General features: G+C 57.3%; 21 protein-coding genes. 9 read left to right on the top strand and 12 right to left on the bottom strand.

Going from position 1 to position 20525, the window contains the following annotated elements; genetic code table 11:
• Positions 1-584: 584 nt before the first annotated feature.
• From JXQ78_RS03895 to JXQ78_RS03885, 3 genes are all read right to left on the bottom strand, one after another.
• Entirely contained in the window at positions 585-899 is a 315-nt protein-coding gene (locus JXQ78_RS03895; protein WP_330632170.1) for a hypothetical protein, read from the bottom strand.
• Between the two features lie 345 nt (positions 900-1244).
• Entirely contained in the window at positions 1245-2456 is a 1212-nt protein-coding gene (locus JXQ78_RS03890) for an MFS transporter (protein ID WP_330632169.1), read from the bottom strand.
• Between the two features lie 19 nt (positions 2457-2475).
• Entirely contained in the window at positions 2476-3279 is an 804-nt protein-coding gene (locus tag JXQ78_RS03885; RefSeq protein WP_330632168.1) for an SDR family oxidoreductase, read from the bottom strand.
• Positions 3280-3376: 97 nt separating this feature from the next.
• On the opposite strand from JXQ78_RS03885, the gene JXQ78_RS03880 reads away from it, so the two are divergent.
• The gene (locus tag JXQ78_RS03880; protein ID WP_330632167.1) at positions 3377-4000 is read left to right on the top strand and encodes a helix-turn-helix domain-containing protein; all 624 of its coding nucleotides are present in this window, start codon (positions 3377-3379) and stop codon (positions 3998-4000) included.
• A gap of 109 nt (positions 4001-4109) precedes the next feature.
• On the opposite strand, the gene JXQ78_RS03875 is transcribed toward JXQ78_RS03880, so the two are convergent.
• Positions 4110-4475 carry a YunG family protein gene (locus tag JXQ78_RS03875; protein ID WP_330632166.1) on the bottom strand — a complete coding sequence of 122 codons (366 nt, stop codon included), beginning with the start codon at positions 4473-4475 and terminating at the stop codon, positions 4110-4112.
• A 107-nt stretch (positions 4476-4582) separates the two neighbouring features.
• On the opposite strand from JXQ78_RS03875, the gene msrB reads away from it, so the two are divergent.
• Positions 4583-4981, top strand: coding sequence for a peptide-methionine (R)-S-oxide reductase MsrB (gene msrB / locus JXQ78_RS03870; RefSeq protein WP_330632165.1), 399 nt, complete (start codon positions 4583-4585; stop codon positions 4979-4981).
• Here msrB and arcS read toward each other — a convergent pair.
• The 4 genes from arcS to JXQ78_RS03850 all read right to left on the bottom strand — a co-directional run bounded on the left by arcS (position 4978) and on the right by JXQ78_RS03850 (position 9845).
• Positions 4978-6729: an archaeosine synthase subunit alpha gene (gene arcS / locus JXQ78_RS03865; protein WP_330632164.1), complete on the bottom strand. Its 1752-nt coding sequence runs from the start codon at positions 6727-6729 to the stop codon at positions 4978-4980. The genes msrB and arcS overlap by 4 nt on opposite strands.
• A 28-nt stretch (positions 6730-6757) precedes the next feature.
• A complete protein-coding gene (gene tgtA, locus JXQ78_RS03860) occupies positions 6758-8263 on the bottom strand; it encodes a tRNA guanosine(15) transglycosylase TgtA (RefSeq protein ID WP_330632163.1) in 1506 nt (501 codons plus the stop codon).
• Positions 8264-8287: 24 nt separating this feature from the next.
• Positions 8288-8845, bottom strand: a complete 558-nt coding sequence (locus tag JXQ78_RS03855) for an NUDIX hydrolase (protein ID WP_330632162.1) — start codon at positions 8843-8845, stop codon at positions 8288-8290.
• A gap of 73 nt (positions 8846-8918) precedes the next feature.
• Positions 8919-9845 carry a DMT family transporter gene (locus tag JXQ78_RS03850; protein WP_330632161.1) on the bottom strand — a complete coding sequence of 309 codons (927 nt, stop codon included), beginning with the start codon at positions 9843-9845 and terminating at the stop codon, positions 8919-8921.
• 232 nt (positions 9846-10077) lie between these two features.
• On the opposite strand from JXQ78_RS03850, the gene JXQ78_RS03845 reads away from it, so the two are divergent.
• A complete protein-coding gene (locus tag JXQ78_RS03845) occupies positions 10078-10869 on the top strand; it encodes a helix-turn-helix transcriptional regulator (RefSeq protein ID WP_330632160.1) in 792 nt (263 codons plus the stop codon).
• A gap of 8 nt (positions 10870-10877) precedes the next feature.
• Here the strand turns inward: JXQ78_RS03845 and JXQ78_RS03840 are convergent, their stop codons facing one another.
• Complete coding sequence (locus JXQ78_RS03840; RefSeq protein ID WP_330632159.1) at positions 10878-11153, bottom strand: hypothetical protein; 276 nt, start codon at positions 11151-11153, stop codon at positions 10878-10880.
• Between the two features lie 209 nt (positions 11154-11362).
• Here JXQ78_RS03840 and JXQ78_RS03835 point away from each other — a divergent pair, with 209 nt between their 5' ends.
• On the top strand, positions 11363-12058 hold the full coding sequence (locus JXQ78_RS03835; RefSeq protein ID WP_330632158.1) for a TMEM165/GDT1 family protein: 696 nt from the start codon (positions 11363-11365) through the stop codon (positions 12056-12058).
• Positions 12059-12105: 47 nt separating this feature from the next.
• Positions 12106-12474 (top strand): hypothetical protein, encoded by a 369-nt coding sequence (locus JXQ78_RS03830; protein ID WP_330632157.1) that lies wholly within the window; start codon positions 12106-12108, stop codon positions 12472-12474.
• Positions 12475-12493: 19 nt separating this feature from the next.
• Here JXQ78_RS03830 and JXQ78_RS03825 read toward each other — a convergent pair whose 3' ends face one another.
• Positions 12494-12787 carry an SUI1 family translation initiation factor gene (locus JXQ78_RS03825; protein ID WP_330632156.1) on the bottom strand — a complete coding sequence of 98 codons (294 nt, stop codon included), beginning with the start codon at positions 12785-12787 and terminating at the stop codon, positions 12494-12496.
• A gap of 141 nt (positions 12788-12928) precedes the next feature.
• On the opposite strand from JXQ78_RS03825, the gene JXQ78_RS03820 reads away from it, so the two are divergent.
• Complete coding sequence (locus JXQ78_RS03820; protein ID WP_330632155.1) at positions 12929-14185, top strand: MFS transporter; 1257 nt, start codon at positions 12929-12931, stop codon at positions 14183-14185.
• Positions 14186-14366: 181 nt separating this feature from the next.
• On the opposite strand, the gene JXQ78_RS03815 is transcribed toward JXQ78_RS03820, so the two are convergent.
• Together JXQ78_RS03815 and JXQ78_RS03810 are read right to left on the bottom strand one after the other, a co-directional pair.
• Positions 14367-14867 (bottom strand): hypothetical protein, encoded by a 501-nt coding sequence (locus JXQ78_RS03815; protein WP_330632154.1) that lies wholly within the window; start codon positions 14865-14867, stop codon positions 14367-14369.
• Between the two features lie 215 nt (positions 14868-15082).
• Positions 15083-16654, bottom strand: coding sequence for a glycosyltransferase family 39 protein (locus JXQ78_RS03810; RefSeq protein WP_330632153.1), 1572 nt, complete (start codon positions 16652-16654; stop codon positions 15083-15085).
• A gap of 294 nt (positions 16655-16948) precedes the next feature.
• On the opposite strand from JXQ78_RS03810, the gene JXQ78_RS03805 reads away from it, so the two are divergent.
• The 3 genes from JXQ78_RS03805 (at position 16949) to JXQ78_RS03795 (ending at position 20462) form a co-directional block, all read left to right on the top strand.
• Complete coding sequence (locus JXQ78_RS03805) at positions 16949-17836, top strand: winged helix-turn-helix domain-containing protein (RefSeq protein ID WP_330632152.1); 888 nt, start codon at positions 16949-16951, stop codon at positions 17834-17836.
• A gap of 114 nt (positions 17837-17950) precedes the next feature.
• Entirely contained in the window at positions 17951-18724 is a 774-nt protein-coding gene (locus JXQ78_RS03800; protein WP_330632151.1) for an ABC transporter ATP-binding protein, read from the top strand.
• Positions 18702-20462 (top strand): hypothetical protein, encoded by a 1761-nt coding sequence (locus JXQ78_RS03795; RefSeq protein ID WP_330632150.1) that lies wholly within the window; start codon positions 18702-18704, stop codon positions 20460-20462. Before JXQ78_RS03800 ends, JXQ78_RS03795 begins: the two co-directional genes overlap by 23 nt.
• Positions 20463-20525 lie beyond the last annotated feature (63 nt).

Below are 20525 nucleotides of genomic sequence, written 5' to 3'. Positions count from 1 at the left end.
ATCATCATCGAGAGCCCGGGATCGAATTCATCTAACATTATTGGATGTTCTGATATGGGAGATAAAAGTATTATGGATGCTATAGACAGAGAATGGGATGATTCTGAACCCAAAAGTCACAATTCTCAGCACCCACTCAAAAAACTGTGTGCGATGGAGCGGATCGTTTGGTGGACGCTTCGAATGCGATCAAACTGTGGTTTCAAATGTTCGTAACTACGATGGATCAGTGTCATCACCCCCATGATCGCCTGTAGCACCAGCACAGAGTGCTGAGCGCTCCCCTGAATGTATTTCCCCGCCTGTATTCACAGCAACCAAATTTTCAAAGATTATTTGTGTCTATTATCCATCTCCCTAGCTATGTTTGATGAAGTAAACCCAAGACTCCCGTTAATGCTTACCATACTGGCGGGACTGTTCATATCAATCTTGATCGGGGAGCTCGGTGTCACGGATCTACGAATGACCAAATGGATCTCAATGAGTGGCTTTCTGATTGTGCTGACAGTGTTGGCCCACCGATATTCTCTGCAAGCCCGTGAGGAATTGCGGAAATAACTCACGGAGGCACACTGCTGTGTTCATTCAGTTCCCAATCCAGACCCCGTCGCCGCAGTATGTGTGATCCCTGTGTTTTGGATAGTAATTCGAAGCTCTCCTTCAACGTCGGTCCAGTCCCACGTCTCCTCTAATCCGCTGTCTGTTCGTACAGTGACGGTGTAATCTGCATCCCGCTCGACAGGATTGCCGAGTATCCGTGGTTCTCCACCGTCCGTTGGTTCGAGATCGACCTCTTTTTCGAATACTTCATCTCCGCTCATATCGTGAATGGTAAGCGCAATCGATTGCTCTGTCTGGGTCTCATTTCTCAAAAACACGTCAGCATGCAGCTGCACGAACGACTGACACCCGGCTCCAAAAACCGCCCCAGTGAGTGTAGTGCTTATCAGTACGAATCGTCGTCTGGAGAGGGTCATAGTATCGTTCACAGACGTTCAGCACCAGACGGCATATGTTTTTTGCAATCGCGATTACTGATCGAAAGCATCGTAGATTCGAAATATCTCAGCACGTCCTACCACCGTCCGTCGGCACGATCGTTCGGTCGTCCCCGGACTGGTGGTAGTCCTGAAAAACGCAATCGTTTGGGGTCCCGATTGGAAGCCTCAGTGTGCGTTGTATGTACAATTTGCTGGTGTTCGATATCGGTGGAAGTGACGAGCACCGAGCCGTGGATGCGATCAGGGGGTGGTAGTTGAACCAGATTGGATCAGTCCACCGCCATACCAGGCGAGCACACCAATGACAATGCTGAGGCCGACCAGTAGTCCACCACCGATACGGAACGTCATTCGAAGCGAGAGCCACGTGCTGATAGGCGAGCTAACAAATGGAGACAGAAACTGCCCGAGAAAGAGAAAACTCGTCAATCCACCGACGGCGCGACCACGCACGCCAGCAGGAACGGCGATGGCAACCCAGGCGTTCAGATTCGGGATGAGAAGTCCAACACCAGCCCCAGTTACCAGCGTTCCGACCAGGACAGCAACCACCGTATCACCGAGACTCACGATACTGAATCCGACACCCATGAGTGCGAACAGCAGTCCGACAATGGGAATGATACCGATTCGTGAACGAACACGGGTGTACTGTGTCGATACTACCGCTGCGAGAAGCGCCTGTGTGGCGAGGACAACTGCGATGGTGAAATCATCCGCATTCACCACGGCAGTGAGATAGAACGGTATCTCAACCGGCACCATGAAAAATACGACCATCCCTATCACTGCTGTCGAATACACCAGCGCGAGCTGTCCATACGGCAGTCGATCGAGGACCTGTCGAATGGACGCATCCGCTTGGGAAGCTTCGTGATCAACGTCGGGTTCGTACACCACAGCAACAATACACGGCAGCAGTCCGAGTGCCCCAAGATAGAGGAGAAACGGCACCCGCCAGCCAACACTCGCCAGAGCGCCACCAAAGAGGAAAAAGGCCGCTCCGCCGAACGTCATGCTTGCGCCCTGCCAGCCAAGGACGGCATCGCGGCGCTGTTCGGCCGGAAAGTAATCCGTGATGAGCGTTGTAACTGCAACGAACACCCCCGCAGCACCGATTCCGAGCAGTGCACGAGAGACGAATAGTAGTATCAGTGATTCAATAATAAAACCGGCCCCACCGGCAACACCGTACAGCGCTGTACTGACGAATAGCACCGGTTTCCGACCGAGACGGTCGGTGAACACACCCATGAGCGGTGCGCCGAGCGCAACGAACAGCGAGGGAAAAACGAGCAGAACTCTGACCCAAAAGGCTGCATTCGCGACGCCCGCAAAATGGCGTTCGATCGCCGGCAGTGCGGGCGAAATCGCGGTGTCAACGAGGATCGTCAACGTACTTGCCACAAGGAGCGTCCCAATCAGTAGTCGGGTTTGATGGCTAGTTATCATTTATACGACGTTATACGATCTATTGCGCAGTGTATCCACCATCTACGAGGAGCGAGTGGCCGGTGACGAACGAGGCGTTATCAGACGCCAACCAGACGATTGCATCAGCAACTTCTTCTGGGGTGCCAACTCGTCCGAGGGGATGGCTTGGACCGAACGCCTCCTGGACGGCTTCTGCGCTGCCGAGTCGGTCTCGATTCATTGGCGTGTTGATTGCGCCTGGACTCACCGCGTTGATCCGAATGTTGTCTTCGGCGAACTCAAGGGCTCCAGCGCGCGTCAGACCGATCACCCCATGCTTGGCAGCGACGTAGAGCGAGAACTCCTCGAACCCGACGTGTCCGAAATCAGATGCGATATTTACGATTGCACCATCGTTCTCTCTGAGGTGTGGAATTTCGTATTTCATCGACAGCCACACGCCTTTGAGATTCGCATCCATGGTGTACTCCCAATCGCTCTCGGTTCGATCAGTGAGCGGTCCTGGCGTTCCGACGTTCCCGGCACCGTTGATGGCGTAATCAAGTCGTCCGTAGGTTTCGATCGTCTCCGCAACCATCCGTTCAACAGCTTGCTCACTGGTCACATCGGTTTCGATGAACGTTGCCGTCCCGCCAAGCGCTTCGATTCGACTGACGGTTTCGTTGCCAGTCGCTCTGGTTCGACTCGCTACAACGACGTTCGCACCCGCTTTTCCGAACGCAACGGCGGTTGCGCGGCCGATCCCCGAACTCCCGCCAGTAACGAGGGCCGTTCTGTTGTCGAACGACAGCGATTGCGACGTTCCTGCTTGCTGGTTCTTACCCGCAGAGTTTGGTTCCATTGCAGTTACAGATGGTGGGCAATTGGTCGTAGCTTGCTGGATGAGTATATTCACCTGTTTACATACCCCTAAGGCGACCAGGCCCGTCCATCACCGTATGGCGCGGATGAAAATACGACTCAATCAGGCGGCTACCGGTAGCTGGCTCGCCACCCTTTCGGCTGCGTTCCCAGCGGCGGAATTTTCGGTACAGACGGGCCATTGTACGGACGATGGACTGTTCGGGATCGTCGAAGTGACGTCACCGAACGCAGAGGCAATCGTCCGACGCTTCAACGAATCGCAGACTGTGAAATCGCACGAGGTTCTCCACTCCGAAGACCAACTGCGCCTGATTCAGTATGCGATTCCAGTCCCGGAGTCGTATCACGCGATCACGTCCTCGGGCACCCGCCTTCGGTTTCCATACGTGCTGCAGGATGGCTGGCTTACCACCGAGATTACGGCCCCACACGACCAGCTCACGCGATTTGGCGATGAGCTCCGTGCTGCAGACATTCCCTACCAGATCGAATCACTGACGCAATCGTACGAACCGACAGCAGTACTCACGGATCGACAACAAGAACTCGTTACCGCGGCGGTCGAACAGGGCTACTACGAGAGTCCACGGAAAATCACCCTGAACGAACTCGCAGAGGCGTTCGATGTCAACTCATCAGCTGCGAGTGGCGTCCTCCACCGTGCAGAAGGTCGGATTATCGAATCGTTCGTCACCTGATGCCCTCGGAATGACTTCGATTCGTATTCAACAAAAATCGTCGTCGAGAAAGCGTCATATGCTTGTTCGCAGACGATCGGAGCCAGTCATCATTTGAGAATTTGACGCGCTAGTTCTCGATTACTTCGGTGGGAAACTCCTCCGAAAGCGCGTCATACTGTGTTTCGTTCGTGTGCTCGAACGCTTCACTTCGATCCGAGGGCAAATCGAGATACGTCGGGAGGGATTCGAACTGCCCGGCCGTCAGATCGTAGCGCTCCCCCTCGATAACGTTGTAAAAATGTGGACCATCGTCGGTTGGTGTCTTTCTGATCTCGCCAGCAAAATGGTCCTGGATCACGAGCGCCGTGACCGGACACTGTCCGCGCGCAGGATTCTTTGCTGTCCACAGGGTGCTCGTTTCGATCGACCACGCGTTCTGCAACTGGCTCAGGACAGTCGCTTCGTCGAATGGTTCGGCGTTCTTCTCAGTCACTGTCAAACACATCTGATCTCGGTAATATGAGGGTTTCTGTGGTGGCCCCCATCACAGAGGCCGCCGCTGTCGAAACACACAACCGACCAGCACGGCTACAAAACCGTATGACCGATGAGTCCGTTCCTGACAGCGAGGAGGAGTGGCGCGAAACCCTCGATGAGGACGAGTACCGCGTGCTGCGCGAGTGTGGCACCGAACCGAAGTTCTCGGGAGAGTATATCGACGAAGACCGCGACGGAACCTTCCGCTGTGCCGGCTGTGGTGCGCAACTGTTCGATTCAGAAACGAAGTTCGGCTCGAACACTGGCTGGCCGAGCTTTTTCGATGCGGCCGAGGATGCCATCGAATATCGCGAAGACACGAGTCATGGCATGGTGAGAACCGAAGTTGTCTGCGCCCACTGTGAGGGACATCTCGGCCACGTGTTCGATGATGGCCCCGACCCAACTGGCAAGCGCTACTGTATCAACTCCGTGGCACTCGAATTCGACGAAGAAAGCTAGCGCTCTTCGACGTGACGGACCTCGACGGCGATTCCCCGCGACGAATTCTCCATTGCTGTCCCGTGCATTTTCGCTCGCCCAACGGCAATCGCCTTTTCGCCCTCGACGAACACCTCATCACCGACACGAATTGATTCGCTGGCACTCGTTATCCCGGGTGCGAGAACGCTTCCCTGTGGAACGAACGGATCGATCTCGACGCGGTTGGTTGGGACGTCGCTTTCGTTCCAGCGTTGCGCGCCAGCAAGGGTGAACGAGAGCGTACCATACTGGGGGACGATCGTGGCAAGCTGTTCACCGCCATCGTCGTGAACCCGCAACCCGGGAAGATAGCCATCGACCGAGATCGGACCGAACAGCTCGTCACCAGCACCAGCCCCGAACTGATAGTCGGCAATCGCCCGAACGGTGTTGTGCTCGCGCTCGCGTTTCCGAAACGTTGATTCACCGCTGAGTGTCTCCGACAGCGTTTCGAGGGCGTCGTCAGTCGTTGGATGCTCCGTGACGGTGAACTCGAACTCTACGTCGGTCCGCGCTTCGACGCGCTCACAGATCTCCTGATAGCCACCCGGTGGGACGTGGGCAATATGGCGTGGGTAGTCGTTGCGTTCGAGATAGCGCTTGAGCACGTTCGCGACGAATTCGATCTCCGACTCGCTCCAGCGGCCGGTGACAACGCTGTCGTACTGCTGGGCAGGATAGGTGTACTCCAGTTCCGGCGGCACGACTCCGATAGGAGAGGTCATCGAGACGGTGTGGGCACGGTAGTTGATCGCCTCGTGAAACTGGCCGTGGCTCTGTGAACTGCTGTATGGCTTTCGTGCCGAACACGGGACGAGCACGAGCGGCTGGTCGAAACGATTGCGATAGCGCGAACAGACCCGGTCGGCAAACCGCTGAATCTCGACGCGGCGCATTGTGTCGTCGCTCGACGCCAGAATCTCGGCCGTCCGTACCAGGGGGGTCCGCTCTTCGAGATAGCCATACTGCTGGTCCAGTCGACGGAACGTGGCGGTGAGCCACGCCTCGTGGCGGGCCTGCCCTTCGATGTACGATCTGAGCGTCCCCGCTCGAATTTTCTCGCGAACGGTCGCCAGCGACGCTCGCAGCGCATTCACGTTGTGCGCAGCGCAGTCCTCGGGGCCAAACGCCTCACGTGACTGCTGACAGGCCGCACACGCACACGGCAGCTCCGATAAATCCTCGAGAAACATTTCGCCGTCCGTCGTCTGGTAGAATCCCTCCAGGCCGCGAAGATACGCCCGATGGGTGTCAAAGCAATCGATCCCAGCGTAGGCGAGCACCGCTGCGTTGGCGGCTGTTGCCACCCCGGAGCAAAACAGCCCCGTATCGTCCGGAATGGACGCTCGAACGTCGACGATTGTCTCGACGAACGCACGAGCATTGCCGACGATCCCTGACGCCTCAGAAAGGACGTACGCATCGGTGTTGTAATCGCTGGCGGTCTCTCGGGAGATCACAGTGGCGCTGGGAAACGACACAGAGTCCGGTTCGACGGCAAACGCCGATTGCACCTCGGATGCGGTACCGGCGGGAAACGCACGGTGGGGCAATATCGTGAGCGACTCGTCGTCACCGTCGGGAGCGTCGCGCTCTGTTGGCCAGAGGCTGCCAGCGTCCTCGATCACCTCGTCGACGAGCGCGGGCGTCGCCACCGGTGTGGCAAGCCGGAGCCGGCCAATCCGTGCCGGGCCATCGCGCTCGATTACCTCGAAGTACTCAGTCATTGGCTACCCTCAGACGATCACGGCACTACTACGTTGTCTTATCAACCGGCGGTTGCGCAGCGTTCTCATGCAGTGGCGTAATCGTGACTGACTCCGACAGTCGCTCTACCACGGCATCGGGCCAGTTGTGGAGGGCAACGGTCACGTCTGCGCTGGGATTGTTTTCGAGGAGTGCTTCGATCCCGTCGGCTGCTGCCGCATAGGCGGCGAGATCGAGCCGTTCTGGAAGCTCTGCCGTGAAGGGATAGGTGTCCGAAAGCGCTCGCGGGAACGGGCCGAACGGTGGTCGAATCCGCCAGCACGCATCATACGCATCGTTTGAATTCCCTTCGGTGAGCAACACCGACCCCTCGATAGAGAGCCGCTGGAGTCGCTCGTGGTGTCGTTTGACCTCTGGTCGCCGTGCGCTCTCGCTCGAGAGATAGAAAAATGCGTCTTTCGACACCGGATCGGTACGTTCTAGTTGGGTGCTGTGATCGAGCAGCGTCCGGTAGCCATCAAGCATTGTGGGATGACTTCTGGCACGGGTTTCGACCAGCTCGAGCAGGTTTCCACGCCTGATTGCCTGTTTGATCCGTCGAATTTCCGCGAACGTCACCGAGAGGTTATGCCGTGCGAGCAGTCGTTCGCGCGTCGCATCGTCCATCGCCTGGAGCTCTGTCGGCGTGTGGTCCGTACAGACCGAACAGGAGCAGGGGAAGTATTCGAGCTCGTCGAGATGGTCCGTTCCCCGAACCGTGAGATACCGGTCGTCACGGGCGTAGATTGCATACGCTGCAGAATCGAACAGATCACAGCCCATCGCCACGGCAAAGGCCAGCATCATCGGGTGGCCAGCACCGAACAGGTGGACCGGCGCATCCGCACTGAGCCCCCGCTTGGCTGCCATCACAACGTCGGCGACGGTTGCATAGCGATACTGGTTGAGAAGCGGCACGACCGCGCCGATCGGAAACACGTCGAGACCACTGGTGGCTGCGTGGCGGCCGGCGCGCTCACGCAGATCCGGGTGGGTCGAGCCCTGCACCGGTGCACTAACGAGTATGTCGTCGTCCAGCTCGGATTGTAGGCGACTCGCCAGCTCGATTCGCTCCTGGGTCGTCTGCAGTTCGCGTTTTGCGTGCTCGTGGCTCACACCGGGCGGGGTGGGGATATCGACCGGTGTGGATATGTCCGAGCCAATCGCCGACTGAAACTGAAGAATCTCCTCAGTGGTTACTTCGATCTCGCCGTACTCTGCCAGCTGGAACGAGCCAGAATCCGTCATGATCGCGCCGTCGAATCCCAACAGCGAGTGCAGTCCCTCCTCAAGGACAGTATCGCGCAGGTCGTCGCTCTGATGGAGGATGTAGCTGTTCGTGATGAGAATCTCTGCTCCAAGCGATTCGAGTGTCGAAGACGATAGCGTCTGAATGTGGGGGTTCACGACGGGTAACAGCGCCGGCGTTTCGATCGTGACGCCCGCGCGGGGGATAGACAACTCCCCGACTCGACCGGCCGCGTCGAACGTCCGGATTTCGAACTGTCCACTCATTGTGCGTGATAGCGCCAGCGCGCCCTAAGCCTCGTCGCTTTTACTCATTCCGTGATAGCACACGCCCAGCACGGTCCGTGCGTCGCGAATTTCACCCGCACGAATTGCTTTGCGGAGGGTCTCAAGCGTCGTTATCGATGGTCGTATCGCTTCGTTCGTATCGAGATCCTGGGACGCCGTCGGCGTACAGCCGTGCGCCACGAAATAGTGGTGAACGCTGTCGGCGATCCCGTTTGCCGGTTCGACCGTCGTGAGCGGCTCCATCTTTGTTGATTCATAGCCCGTTTCCTCGCGGAGCTCTCGACGCGCAGCGTCAGTGAGGTCGTCATCCTCGGCTTCGACGCCCCCAGCAGGAAGTCCGTAGTTGATCCGTCCGACGGCCTGTCGCCACTCCTCGATGACGACGACGGACCCATCAGTCGTGAACGGAAGAATCACCACCGCAGGCCGTTCGCTGAGATAATCGAAATCAGTCTCCGTGCCATCGGGAAGGCGGACCGTCTGGTGTTCGACCGTGAATCCAGGACAGGAAAATGCCGTCTCTTGATCGAGGGTTTCCCAGGCAAGTTCGTCGTCGCTCATACGATGGCGTTTGATCGACGCTTCGATAAGGGATTTGATAGCAACACGGATACCAACGAACTCCGGTGGGCAATTAACTCGCGAGTCGACTCATTGATCGCTCGAGGTCTCCGTATGACAGCTCTTCGCTGCCAATCACCGCAAAGCCGGCGAAGATGACGAAAAAGCCGACGATAGCGACCATCGTGAGCGATTCGCCCAGCAAGAGCCACCCGCCGAGAGCGGCGACGACTGGCACGAGATAGAAGACGAGATTCGCACGGATCACGCCGGTAGTGTCTATCAGCGTGAAGTAGGTAATGTACGCCACACCGCCGGCAAAGACGCCGAGATAGACGATCGATGCGATTGCAGTGGGGGACCAGACGACGCTTGCAACCGATTCATCTGCGCGGAGGCTCAGCAGGTGCACGAAGACGGCCGCGATTGGAACTCCCCACGCCGTTCGAATCGAGGCGGAGAGATCACTGTCTGCCCACCGAATGAGGACGCTCCCGAGCGCGCCCGTTATCGCTGCGCCGAACACCAGCATCTTCCCGAGAATAGCGCCGCCCATGAGCTGGGCTGGATCAGGTGAGACGACGAGCGCAACGCCAACGAGACCGATCAGCATGCCGAATGCACCTCGACGCGACAGCTCTTCGTCAGCCACGAGTGCCGCTGCGAACACGGGCGTGAGAATTGGATTCAGGCTGGTGATGATCGATGACACGCCGCTTGTGACGTACTGTTGGCCGACGAAAATCAGCGCGTTGGTCACACCGACCGCGACGAATCCCGTCGCAAGAATTCCAACGAGATCGTCTCGTGTCCGAGGACGGAGTGCTGACGGCGAATACCGCCAGAGAACGTATCCGCCGAGGACGATTGCGGCGACATCGAAACGAAGGCCGAGCAACAACAGCGGTGGCACCGCTGTGAGTCCGGCTTTTGCCCCCACAAACGTTCCGCCGAAGAAGACGCTCGTGAGGACGAAAAACACTATCGCCCGCCGATCCATTCAGCCACCACCTCCAGTGTCTGCGGGCCAGCCACAGCACCCATCGTCGTGGGGGTGGCGCCCATAGTCTGTGTGTTCCATGTCGTCTAAACGTAGGCACTGATGGGGGGATAGTTCTGTTTGGAAATTGTTACATAAGGAGAAATGCTCGCACGGAGTCGACCGGAAGACAGGGTGTGAAACCATTTCAGGGTGTGAAAACGGTTTTCCGACCGGATCGCTGACAGTGGGTATGGAGGAGACGCTAGAAGAGATCGAATTTCTCGTCCGTTCTGAGAATCGGATTGCTGTCTTGCGGTTGCTTGCCAACGAAGGACACACGCGATCATCGCTCGCCACGGCGACGGGCGTTTCACAGGCAACGCTCAGTCGGATTCTTCGCGATTTTGTGGACCGATCGTGGATCACGCGGCGAGATGGTCAGTACGTTGCCACCGCAACGGGCGAACTGCTTGCCGAGGGGCTCACCGAGTTTCTCGACCTGCTGGAACTAGAGGCTGATCTCCGTCCGGTCGTTGAGCATCTCCCCACTGATCGGCTGTCATTTCCGTTGGGCAGACTTGTCGATGCGACCGTTGTCCTCCCATCGGCCACGCGACCCGACGCACCAGTTGGTCGACTCCTTGAGCTCGAACGGACGGCTGATGAAATCCAGGCGTTCTCGTTTGCCTTCAACGAACGGAGTCTGGAGCTGGTCGTCCAGCGGGTTACCGATGGCACGTTCACCTTCGACGCTGTGCTCTCGCCGTTGGCGATCGAAGCACTGTCTGGCGAATCCGAACTGCGAGAGCTACTGATAGCACTAATCGAGGCTGATGGAGCCAGCATTCGCGTTACAGATGCTACAATCCCGCTTGCCGTAACGGTGGCCGATGAGACGGTCCATCTGCTCGTTCGTGATGACGACGGTGTTCTCAGGGCGTCGATCGATACTGATGATGCAACCGTCAGATCGTGGGCAGTCCAGCAGTTCGAATCACACTGGGAAAATAGCCGCCCCCTCGATCGATCATCGATAGCCTAGCGAGCGACTCATTGTGGGAGAAACAGATCGACGGCGTTCCGCTCGTGTACACCGTAATAGATACCGACACCGAGGCCAACGCACATCGCTGTGAGGAGTCCACCCAGCAGGACTGGTGCGTCTGGTGGAACGTGTCGAATAAGAACCGAACAACAGACGACCACACTGAAACCACAGAGACTCCGCTTGCGGACCGGTGATTCGTCGCTGAACGAAAGCGCACCCAACAGAAAAATCACGCCCACGAGCAGCGCGCTATCGTACCATGGGAATCCAATGCCCATGCACGACCGTTCTAGTACCGTCACAGTAACGTTTCCGTTCCAGGCGCGTATTATTTTACCACGATGGATGAATGAGGACTCCACAACAAATAACTTAGACGAGTCTAATTATCCAACCGTGATGGATGGGCTACTGACTGATGAGTGGGGAGTGTACCGGCATACCCCAGCGGCCGTGGTGTGTGCGCTTTGGAGGCGGTGGTGACGCTATGACTGGATTCATTGAGCTCGTCGCGATTGCAGCGATTGCACAGCTGACGGTGCTTCCGGGTGAGAAAGGGCAGTTTATCATCGCCGGACTGGCCACACGGTATCGGCCGTTGCTCGTTGTGGGTGCCGCGAGCACCGCGTTTGGCGCGTGGACCGTTCTGGAAATACTCTTTGGGCACGCGCTCCAGGGACTGTTTCCGGCCGTAGTTCTCGATCTGCTCACGGCAGGGTTATTTTTGTTCTTTGCCGTGGTGTTGTTCACGTCCGCACCAGACCGTCGGACCCTCGAAACCGACGGCGGCAGTCAGGCCATCCCGGAGATCACCGGAGAATTCGAGCTGTTCGGCCGCTCAGTTGGCGGTCCAGTTGGGCAGTTCCTCTCAGTGTTTACCCTGATGTCTGCCGGTGAGTTCGGTGATAAGACCCAGCTGATCACGATCGGGCTTGCGGCCCAGTATGGGGCCACGTCAGCAATCTGGATCGGAGAGATGCTGGCGATCGTTCCGATCAGCCTCGCGAACGCGTACTTCTTCCATCGGTTTTCCCACCGGTTCGATCTTCGGACGGCCCATTACGTTGGTGCGGTGCTGTTCGCCTTTTTCGGTGGCGATACGCTACTTGCGGTGTTCACCGGCATCTCGCTCTGGGAGCAGGCCGTCGGTGCTGTGTCGACGGTACTGTTGTCTGCCCTGTAGCCATTGATGCGATGGGTTCTTTTCGAATGCGACTCATACGTGCGCGTATGGTCACGGTCTCCGCCACTCGCCTTCGTCTCCTCTGTCTGGCCTGTTTTGTCGGATTGTGTGGGCTTATTGGAATTCATCAGCTCACCGGCGACCAGATGGCCATCGAACTTGCGGTCGTATTGCTTCCAGTCAGTGGGGCCGTCTTCGGAGGCTGCATGATCTCCGAATCGAGCATGAGATCCACCCGATGGTGTGGATGGGCGGTCACTGTTTCCGCGATCGTGATGATATGGCTGGCTCTGAACAACGAGAATCCGTTTGCCAACAGCCTCCTCGACGGTGTGCTCATCACCGCGCTCGTGAGCTATCGGCTCATCAATGCTATTGACCGGCCCAACGGATTGGCGCTCGGTCGGTCGAACTGAACGCTCGTTGCCCTACATATCACGCCGAATCGATCTGGAAGCCACGCTCCTCGAGGAGTGTTTTCACCCGGGCTTTATGGTCGCCCTGGAGCTCGATGGTCCCGTCTGTCACGGTCCCGCCGGTGCCAAGTGCCGATTTCAGCTCACTCGCGAGGTCTTCGAGATCCGTGTTTCCCTCGAACCCCTCGATGATGACGACGGGCTTGTCGTATCGTCGACGCTCCGTTCGCAACGTGAGTTGCTGGGTCGCACGATCGAGATCCGCCAGCGGATCGTCGGGAACGTCGAGGTCATCGAACGGGTCGTCTGACATAGCATGAATACTACGCCAGCCAGCAAGGAAAGGGTGGTGTCGCCAACGAAACGATCAGCTGACAGAAATGCGCTTCTGTTTCGGAATACACAGAAATATTATTCAGATTACATTTAATGCGTCAGGGAGAGAGCGACCGCTGTGCGCGATCTACTCCAAAATGGAACGTTCGTTCGGTTGTTCGCTGGTCGGGTGAGTACGGACTGCGGTGATAGCCTGTACTATATAGCTACGATGTGGTTGCTCTGGGAGCTGACTCACTCGCCAGTGTACACTGCGATTGGTGGCGCACTCATTCGACTCCCGGATTTGCTGAGTGTCTTTGTCGGTCCGCTCGTTGATCGGTGGCCGCTCCGGTCGATCCTCCTGTGGTCACAGGGTGTCAACTGTGTTGGTGTACTGATCATCCCAGTTGTAGCACTCTCCGGTCAGCAGCCAGTATGGCTCATACTCACTGTCATCCCGGTGTTGTACACCGTCAACGGATTCGTGTATCCCGCACAGACCGCCTCACTCCCGCGGATTGTTTCGGAAGATGCACTCACACGGGCGAATTCGCTGTTTTCAACCTCATTGCGAACCGTCGATGCGATCGCCAACGCAGTTGGTGGACTACTTATTGGGATCATTGGTCCAATTGGGCTGTATCTAATTGATGCCGGCACCTTTGTCATAGCAGCAATCTGTTTTCGGGGCATTGCAATCTCCGATGGCGAGCCGATTCGAAATTCATCTCGATCAATCGATAGCTATAGCACAGCGCTGCGTGATGGAGTTTCGTACGTTCGTGGGTCTACTCTTCTGGTGTTGCTGGGTGGATTAGCGATGAGCAATCTGGGTGCAGCTGCAGTGTCGGTGATTTTGCCCGCGTACGCGTCAACCGTCGGCGGGCCGGTGGCGTATGGTGTGTTTGTTGGTGCGATCGGTCTCGGTGGGATCCTCGGGGCAGCTGGGGCATCAGTGCTCGACTCTCACTCATTAGGCACGCTCGCAATCGGGTCGACCATCGCAAATGGTGCGTTGTTGCTCGTGGCAGTGGGCGTCTCCGAACTCACCCCAACGGCGCTGTTGTTGTTCGCCAGTTCACTTCCTGGTGGTGCGTTCACCGTGATTTTCACCACGATGGTACAGAGTGTGGTCGCAGAGCAGTTGCTGGGCCGCGTGAGCGCGTTGATTCGATCCTGTCTCTCCGGAGTTGCGCCGCTTGGGAGCCTACTTGGCGGAATTGTTGCCGGGCAGTTCTCGCCGCCCACAGCGCTGTATGGTGTTGGCGTGTTGTCAATCGCCATTGGCTGTTTCTTTTTCGCTCATCCTGGTATCAGACGACTCCCTCCAGTGAACCGCTGTGAAAAACGGACCCTTGGCTTGCAAGCTGTGGCTGATACCGAGGGTGGTTGATTCTGGTGCTACTGGTTCGTTCTCCCACCGGCGGCGGTCATTCCACCCCCAACCGCCTTCTAGGTGCCTGGCCCAATGCAGGGCTGGTCGCCGTGCTATCAGTTCCGGTCGATGAGGTCCCGGCAGATTGCCAGCCGAACGGTCACAACCCGCACCGAATGAACTTGAGATGACCTAAAGCCTACTCCCGAAGGCTTTCACAGGCAATTCCGTTGTCGTTCTCGTCGAGTTCCGAAGGGTCGCCAGGTGTGGAATCGAGAACTTCCTGTGCCGCCTGCCAGCTATCGAAATCCGAACAGTCGTACGGATCACTTTCGTTTCCGCTGGGTGTTGGCGTCACAACAGGTGTGTCCGTGGTCTCCGTTTGTGTAGATGTTGCTGTTGGAGTGGCTGTTTCGGTCGCTGTCGTCGCCTCCGTTGTTGTTGGCGCAACTGTCGGTGTCCGCTCGGGTGTGTTATTGGCCTCCGTTCCAACTGGTGTCCCCGTTAGATTCCCTGTATCCGTTGTCTGTACTGGAGAGACTGTCCTGATCGGTGTACCTGTTGTCGTGTGTGTTGGGGTTACGGACGGATCTGCGGACCCTGATTGTGTTTTTGCCGCCGTCGAAGTTGCTGTCTGGTCCGCCAGCTTTGTTGATGTGTGATCGAATGGTGTCGTTTCAGCACTGTCCGTTGGCGTCATCACTGATCCTGTTGGTTTATTTTCAGAACAACCAGAAAGTAGTATCAGTATAATGACTAAAATGGTGACAGCATCGATTTTCCGAACCATCGACCATACTGTCACGTAACGGTTATATACATTTTGTGGTCGATCTCGGGTAGTTCTCCGCATTCATCTCAGAACTCAATATTGTTTATCTAGTTGACTAATATTGCTTTTATGAACTATCGGTATTATGAATTGACGCCGACAATTGTCACATCGGGATTGGTGTAGACGATTCGATATCGATCACTTGCGGCGAGTGACTGTCGCATTGTTGGTGGCTGTTGGTAATCGAATCCGCCTGCAGTCACCCGCCCGTTCGGAACGTACAGATATTCGGGTGAGAGTGAATAATTGGCGAGAACGTCGGAGAGACAGTTTGCACGCTTACATGCAACAAGTGCAGCCGTCATTTCATTGTGGTGAGAATACTGTCCGGGTACCCATTCGGCCCCCCACGGACTGACGAGAGAGGTGCGCTCTGCATAATGTGGGAACCAGTCTGCTACGTCGCCGACAACGACGAACTCGTCTCCAGGGGCTGTTTCCTCACGGACCCATCCCATGGCAGTAACATCATCGCTGGAGATGTACGGCGCATAGCCGGTGGGGGCGACGGCGATCCCACCGTACATTGCCCCACCAGCGGCTCCGAGACAGATGAGTAGCCCAATCCCCCAGGCGAAAGCTCCTGTAGATACTGACTCCGGCGCAGTCCATCGATTGTACGCCTGGGGTACGAACTCCGCGAGTAGCGCTCCAATGAGCAACGCTCCGGGAATGAAGCAGTATCGAGGGGCCCCAGAGTACTGCGCCACAACGAGGAGCCACACCAACACGAACGATTGTCGTTTGATGAGTGCATAGACACAGCTACAAAGTAGCACGAGGTGGACAATCGCCATCGTCGGCCACCCGAACAGTGGTCCCAGCAGCTGATCAATCACCACCCACGGCGGATTCAACAGACCGCCATGGGTGCTTGCTGCGCTCGTAAGCGGCGTTATTCCGTAGACACTCACAACGCGGAGCCACCACGGGCTGGCGATGAGGAGTCCACCCCCAGCGACGATCGCGCCATGGACGAGCCCCACCCGAGTTCGGTGGTTCCAGAGATAGTAGAGCAGAGCACTCACTCCGAACAGCGTTGCGTACTGTGGGTGTGTGAGCACCGTCAGCCCAAACAGCATACTTGACCCTCCAAGCCAGCGACGACCGCCAGTATCGAATAATCTGACACTACAGTAGAGGCCGGTGAGTAAAAGCAACAGCGCTGGAGCGCGGATAAAACCGCCACCGGTGATGTGCCACTGGCTCGCGGCGGGAATCGTGGCGTAGGCCACCGTAGCGACACCAGCCGTGCGCGAATCTCCCAGCAGTTCGCGTGCCAAGTAGTAGTAGGGGATGAGCGCGACGGTCGTCACCACGCCGGGGAAAATGCGCATCAGCTCAAAGAGATCAACGCCGAGATCGCCGGCGATCGCATAGCCATAGAACAACAACGGCGGATAGGCGAACGGAATTCCATCGGCGGTGTAGTGAGCGATCGTTTGTGGTGGTCGGAAACTGTTTGCACGTAGCGTCTCTACGATTTCGAGATAGAGGCCGCCACCGTACGCTGGATACGGATGCGTTGTGTAGTATATCCACACGATCACGCTCGAAATGGCGAGCGCAAGCGCAAGCCAGAACCGCTCGTCGTCAAGATGGTCCTGGATTGTGTCCGTGAGCTGTCTCATCTCGAATGTGTGCGTGCTCATGCTCGAAAGGAGATCCACGGTCGATGAAGACGCTCAGAGTTCAGTCCAGCGAATTGAATTGCAATTGCTCCAGAACTACTGCCCTGAAACGGATGGCGTGTATGCATCGATAATAATTTTCATTGTCAAGTAGAGAATACAGTTTCGGTGTAAGTGATCGGTGGGTCTGGCCACTGCCATTCGAGTGATGGAGGATTTGTCAGCACTTCTGTAGTATTGTCTTCTGGGGTCTCGAGCGACATCTCTGATAAATCGAGCCCAACTGAAACGAGTGCTGAGCACATAGCGACTGCCATGACACGGAAAGCAGAGGGTGGCAACGATCCATCGGAGGCGTTTGCTGCGCTCGGTGATCCCGTACGTGTTGGTATTATCGAGACCCTGGCCGACCGTGACCGGACCAAATCGCAGTCAAACGGGCCAGGACTCCCATTTTCAACGCTTCGGAAGCGTGTTGGTGTTACAGACTCGGGCCGGTTCCGGTATCATCTCGAACAGTTACGTGGGCTGTTCGTCGAACAAACGGCTGCTGGCCAATATCATCTCACGGCAGCAGGCGGGCAGGTCGTCTCCGCGATCGTCCGTGGCACGTACACGGACCACGCAACGGTGGGGCCGACGGAGCTTGATTCGAGCTGTCCGATCTGCAGTGGACGGCCAATTGGCAAATACGACAACGGCGTTTTGCAGGTGTCCTGTCCGAACGACCACCAGCTGTTCGTGTGGGCACTCGCGCCCAACGCCGCCCGTGTGGAGCGGATTGAGCCGGTCATCGACATCGCAACACGGGAATTTTTCCACACGATTGAGGTGGCTCACACTGGAGTCTGCCCGGACTGTTTCTCACCGATCGACACTGCGATCGAACGGGTTGATGCACCGAACCGAGCCCTCAGATTTCGTGCGCCATGTGGACCCTGTGGGAGCACCCTTGACGCTCCCGCCGGGCTCTGTCTCGTTTCTCTCCCCGAACTTCGACTGCTCTATCACCATCACGATCGATCGATATACGACCGATTCTGGTGGCAACAGGAGTTCGCACGGAGTGATCCCCAGGCTGCCCCACCGGATAGCGACCCTGCGTCGATATCGTTCGAGATTGGTCTCGAACGCGAGTTGCTGGCCGTCACGCTTTCTGAAACTGCCGGTGTGATTGACGCTTCGCTCACAGCGATGCCGTGACCCACCCAATTATGTACTATCTCAAATAGAAATTTCGTTCGCCAAACGCTCATCATCTCGTGGTGGCTCTGGCTTAGATACAATGAAACAACATATCGTGGAGGCCCGACCGACGTGAGTATCCCAGCGATCACGACGGACGGTCTCACGAAACGATACGGGGACACAACTGCTATTACAGATCTCTCGCTGTCGATTCCGTCGGGGTCAGTGTACGGATTTCTCGGGCCAAACGGCGCGGGAAAGACCACAACGATGCGGTTATTAACGACGCTGACACCGCCGACAGCCGGAGCTGCGACCGTCGATGGTGTGTCGATCACGGACCGGCCAACACTCACCGAACGAATTGGATATCTCCCGGCCGAACCGCCCGTGTTCGACGAGCTCACTGGCTGGGAGCACCTCCGTCACGTCGCCCGGTTGCATGGACTGTCCGACGATTTCGCTGACGAGCGAATCGAACGGTTGCTATCGCGATTCGATCTGTTGGCTGATGCGGATCGACGGATCGGAGCGTACTCGACGGGGATGATGAAGAAGGTAGGATTGATCGCGGCAATCGTTCACGAGCCGTCGGTCGTGTTGCTGGACGAACCGACATCCGGACTGGATCCTCGCGCTGCTCGAACAGTCCGGGACACGATCGGATCGTTGGTCACCCAGCAACGGACGGTGTTCCTCTCGACCCACATATTGTCCGTCGCCGACGAGCTTGCCGACAGGATCGGCGTGATCGACAATGGACGGTTGCTCGCCGAGGGAACGCCGAGTGAACTCAAACAGCGGGCAAAGGCGGACGAGGACGCCGGACTCGAACGCGCGTTTCTGGCACTGACTGCAAAGCAGACCGACCAAGCGGTCGATGACGACACACGAGGCCAATGAAGAGCGTGCATCACCGATGACGGGGTCCGCCAGTGAATGCAACGATGGGGCTCGGCCCACTTCGACGTGGCCCTACGGTCACGTGCAGTTTCCATCACCAGCGGTCAGCGTCGAACTGACGAGGATTGAACTCCGCCGGGGCTGGCGGTGGCTTCGGACACAGGATTTCTGGCAGTTGTACGGAGTGCTCTCTGCCATTGGCGTGGTGTTTGCAACCGTGCAATCGTACACGTTCATGCTCAAGCTGGGCTCGGCGTTCGATGCCGGTGTGCCCACAGCTGGATTGATCGATCAGTTCGTGTTTCTCTGTGGAGTCCTGTGGCTGTTTTTTGTGGTGATGTTCACCCTCGATGCGTTCGGAAGCAATGGTGATCTCACACACGACGGTCAGTATCTCACCATCGTTCGGCTCCCTGATCTGGTGGGTGGAAAGCTGCTCGCTTCGGTCTGTAAATTCGCCGTGTTGTTGTGTCCACCAATCGTTGGTGGATATCTTGGACTCTCGGTTGGGAGTGGCTCACTGTTGCCGGTCGTTGGGGGCATTTGTGGGATTGTCGTGGTGCTCTCGACAGGGGTGGCCGTCGGGTATCCGATCGGTCTCGCGTTAAAGGGTGTCGTCCACCGATCGACACTACTCTCTCGACTCAAGCCGGTCGTTGGCGTCTTGCTCGCGACCGCATATGTCGGAACTGTCGTGACGGGCGATTTCGTCGCTGCGATCGCAGCACTGGAGTCGGTGCTCAGTGGGCCGCCGTTCACGTGGCTTGGCGCGCTCGGGTTGAGTACCACACCAGACGCAACCGTTCGTCCGCTTTCGGCAGCGACTGCAATTGGGGTTTCGGGCGTGGTAGTTCTGGGTGGGCTCACAATCGCACCGACTGCCGCACGGTTTGCCTGGCGAGCGACACCGGTTCACCCCCCTCGTTCAGATTCGAGCAGCAGTTCGGTTCCACAGTCTCGACTCGATGCCGTGGTCGGGCTGGTGAGCCAGACACCAGCAACAATGGCCATTGCTAGTACGACACTCCGGCGCGTCTATCGCGCTCCGTCACAGCTGGTGTTCGTCGCCTATCCGCTCATTGGGGCCATTCCTATGGCCGAACAGCTGTATTCGAGTGGCACGTTGCCCTGGTTTACCCCCTGGCTCGTGGTGTGGTACTGCGCGTGGGCGGCCAGTGTTGCAATTCCTCTGAATCCCCTCGGCAATCAGGGAGCCACACTCCCCGCTGTTCTGAGTGCACCCGTCACCGGCCACCAGCTCGTCCGTGGCCACCTGCTCGCGGCGCTTCTCCCGACAGCACCGGTGGCTATTGTACTCACCGTCGCGAGCGGACTGATCGCCGGACGGTCGGGAGCACAACTGAGCTTGCTCGCGGTGGTTACAGTCGGTGCCCTTTTCATAACGTCGGTGTTCGCTATCGGTATCGGTTCGGCGTTCCCCCGGTTCGAACACGTCGATTTCGGCGGATCACGGCGAGCAGTTCCACCGAGCAAGGTCGCCTACGGTAGCCTTTCGACGCTGGTTTCCGTACAAGGGATGGCAGTGGCGACCGTCTCGGATGATGCCGTGGCACAGCTATTCAGCGTCCAGCTCTCGCAGTGGCTTCCGTTCGATATCCTGGTGAGTGCTGGACAGCTAACGTTGCTGGCTTCGTTGGCTATCGGCTGTGGTATCCTGGGAGTTGGATGCGCGTACCTTTTTGCAGTGCGCCGGCTCGGAGCCTACACCATCGCGTGAGTGGCCGCATCGATCCATAGTTTCATCAAATCTCGATGAAAAGATAGGCACAATCAGTGATCG

Source organism: Halocatena halophila, assembly GCA_027563145.1.
Taxonomy (GTDB): domain Archaea; phylum Halobacteriota; class Halobacteria; order Halobacteriales; family Haloarculaceae; genus Halocatena; species Halocatena halophila.
This window is presented reverse-complemented; position numbering and strand designations above follow the sequence as displayed.

What these genes read in the sequence shown, in the direction of transcription:
- JXQ78_RS03880 (WP_330632167.1), top strand. Translation starts at nt 3,377, where the DNA reads ATGGCGCGGATGAAAATACGACTCAATCAGGCGGCTACCGGTAGCTGG.
- arcS (WP_330632164.1), bottom strand. Translation starts at nt 6,729, where the DNA reads ATGACTGAGTACTTCGAGGTAATCGAGCGCGATGGCCCGGCACGGATT.
- JXQ78_RS03810 (WP_330632153.1), bottom strand. Translation starts at nt 16,654, where the DNA reads ATGAGCACGCACACATTCGAGATGAGACAGCTCACGGACACAATCCAG.
- JXQ78_RS03815 (WP_330632154.1), bottom strand. Translation starts at nt 14,867, where the DNA reads ATGACGCCAACGGACAGTGCTGAAACGACACCATTCGATCACACATCA.
- JXQ78_RS03850 (WP_330632161.1), bottom strand. Translation starts at nt 9,845, where the DNA reads ATGGATCGGCGGGCGATAGTGTTTTTCGTCCTCACGAGCGTCTTCTTC.
- JXQ78_RS03885 (WP_330632168.1), bottom strand. Translation starts at nt 3,279, where the DNA reads ATGGAACCAAACTCTGCGGGTAAGAACCAGCAAGCAGGAACGTCGCAA.
- JXQ78_RS03855 (WP_330632162.1), bottom strand. Translation starts at nt 8,845, where the DNA reads ATGAGCGACGACGAACTTGCCTGGGAAACCCTCGATCAAGAGACGGCA.
- JXQ78_RS03890 (WP_330632169.1), bottom strand. Translation starts at nt 2,456, where the DNA reads ATGATAACTAGCCATCAAACCCGACTACTGATTGGGACGCTCCTTGTG.
- JXQ78_RS03830 (WP_330632157.1), top strand. Translation starts at nt 12,106, where the DNA reads ATGGTCACGGTCTCCGCCACTCGCCTTCGTCTCCTCTGTCTGGCCTGT.
- JXQ78_RS03805 (WP_330632152.1), top strand. Translation starts at nt 16,949, where the DNA reads ATGACACGGAAAGCAGAGGGTGGCAACGATCCATCGGAGGCGTTTGCT.
- JXQ78_RS03825 (WP_330632156.1), bottom strand. Translation starts at nt 12,787, where the DNA reads ATGTCAGACGACCCGTTCGATGACCTCGACGTTCCCGACGATCCGCTG.
- tgtA (WP_330632163.1), bottom strand. Translation starts at nt 8,263, where the DNA reads ATGAGTGGACAGTTCGAAATCCGGACGTTCGACGCGGCCGGTCGAGTC.
- JXQ78_RS03835 (WP_330632158.1), top strand. Translation starts at nt 11,363, where the DNA reads ATGACTGGATTCATTGAGCTCGTCGCGATTGCAGCGATTGCACAGCTG.
- JXQ78_RS03845 (WP_330632160.1), top strand. Translation starts at nt 10,078, where the DNA reads ATGGAGGAGACGCTAGAAGAGATCGAATTTCTCGTCCGTTCTGAGAAT.
- JXQ78_RS03840 (WP_330632159.1), bottom strand. Translation starts at nt 11,153, where the DNA reads ATGGGCATTGGATTCCCATGGTACGATAGCGCGCTGCTCGTGGGCGTG.
- JXQ78_RS03795 (WP_330632150.1), top strand. Translation starts at nt 18,702, where the DNA reads ATGACGACACACGAGGCCAATGAAGAGCGTGCATCACCGATGACGGGG.
- msrB (WP_330632165.1), top strand. Translation starts at nt 4,583, where the DNA reads ATGACCGATGAGTCCGTTCCTGACAGCGAGGAGGAGTGGCGCGAAACC.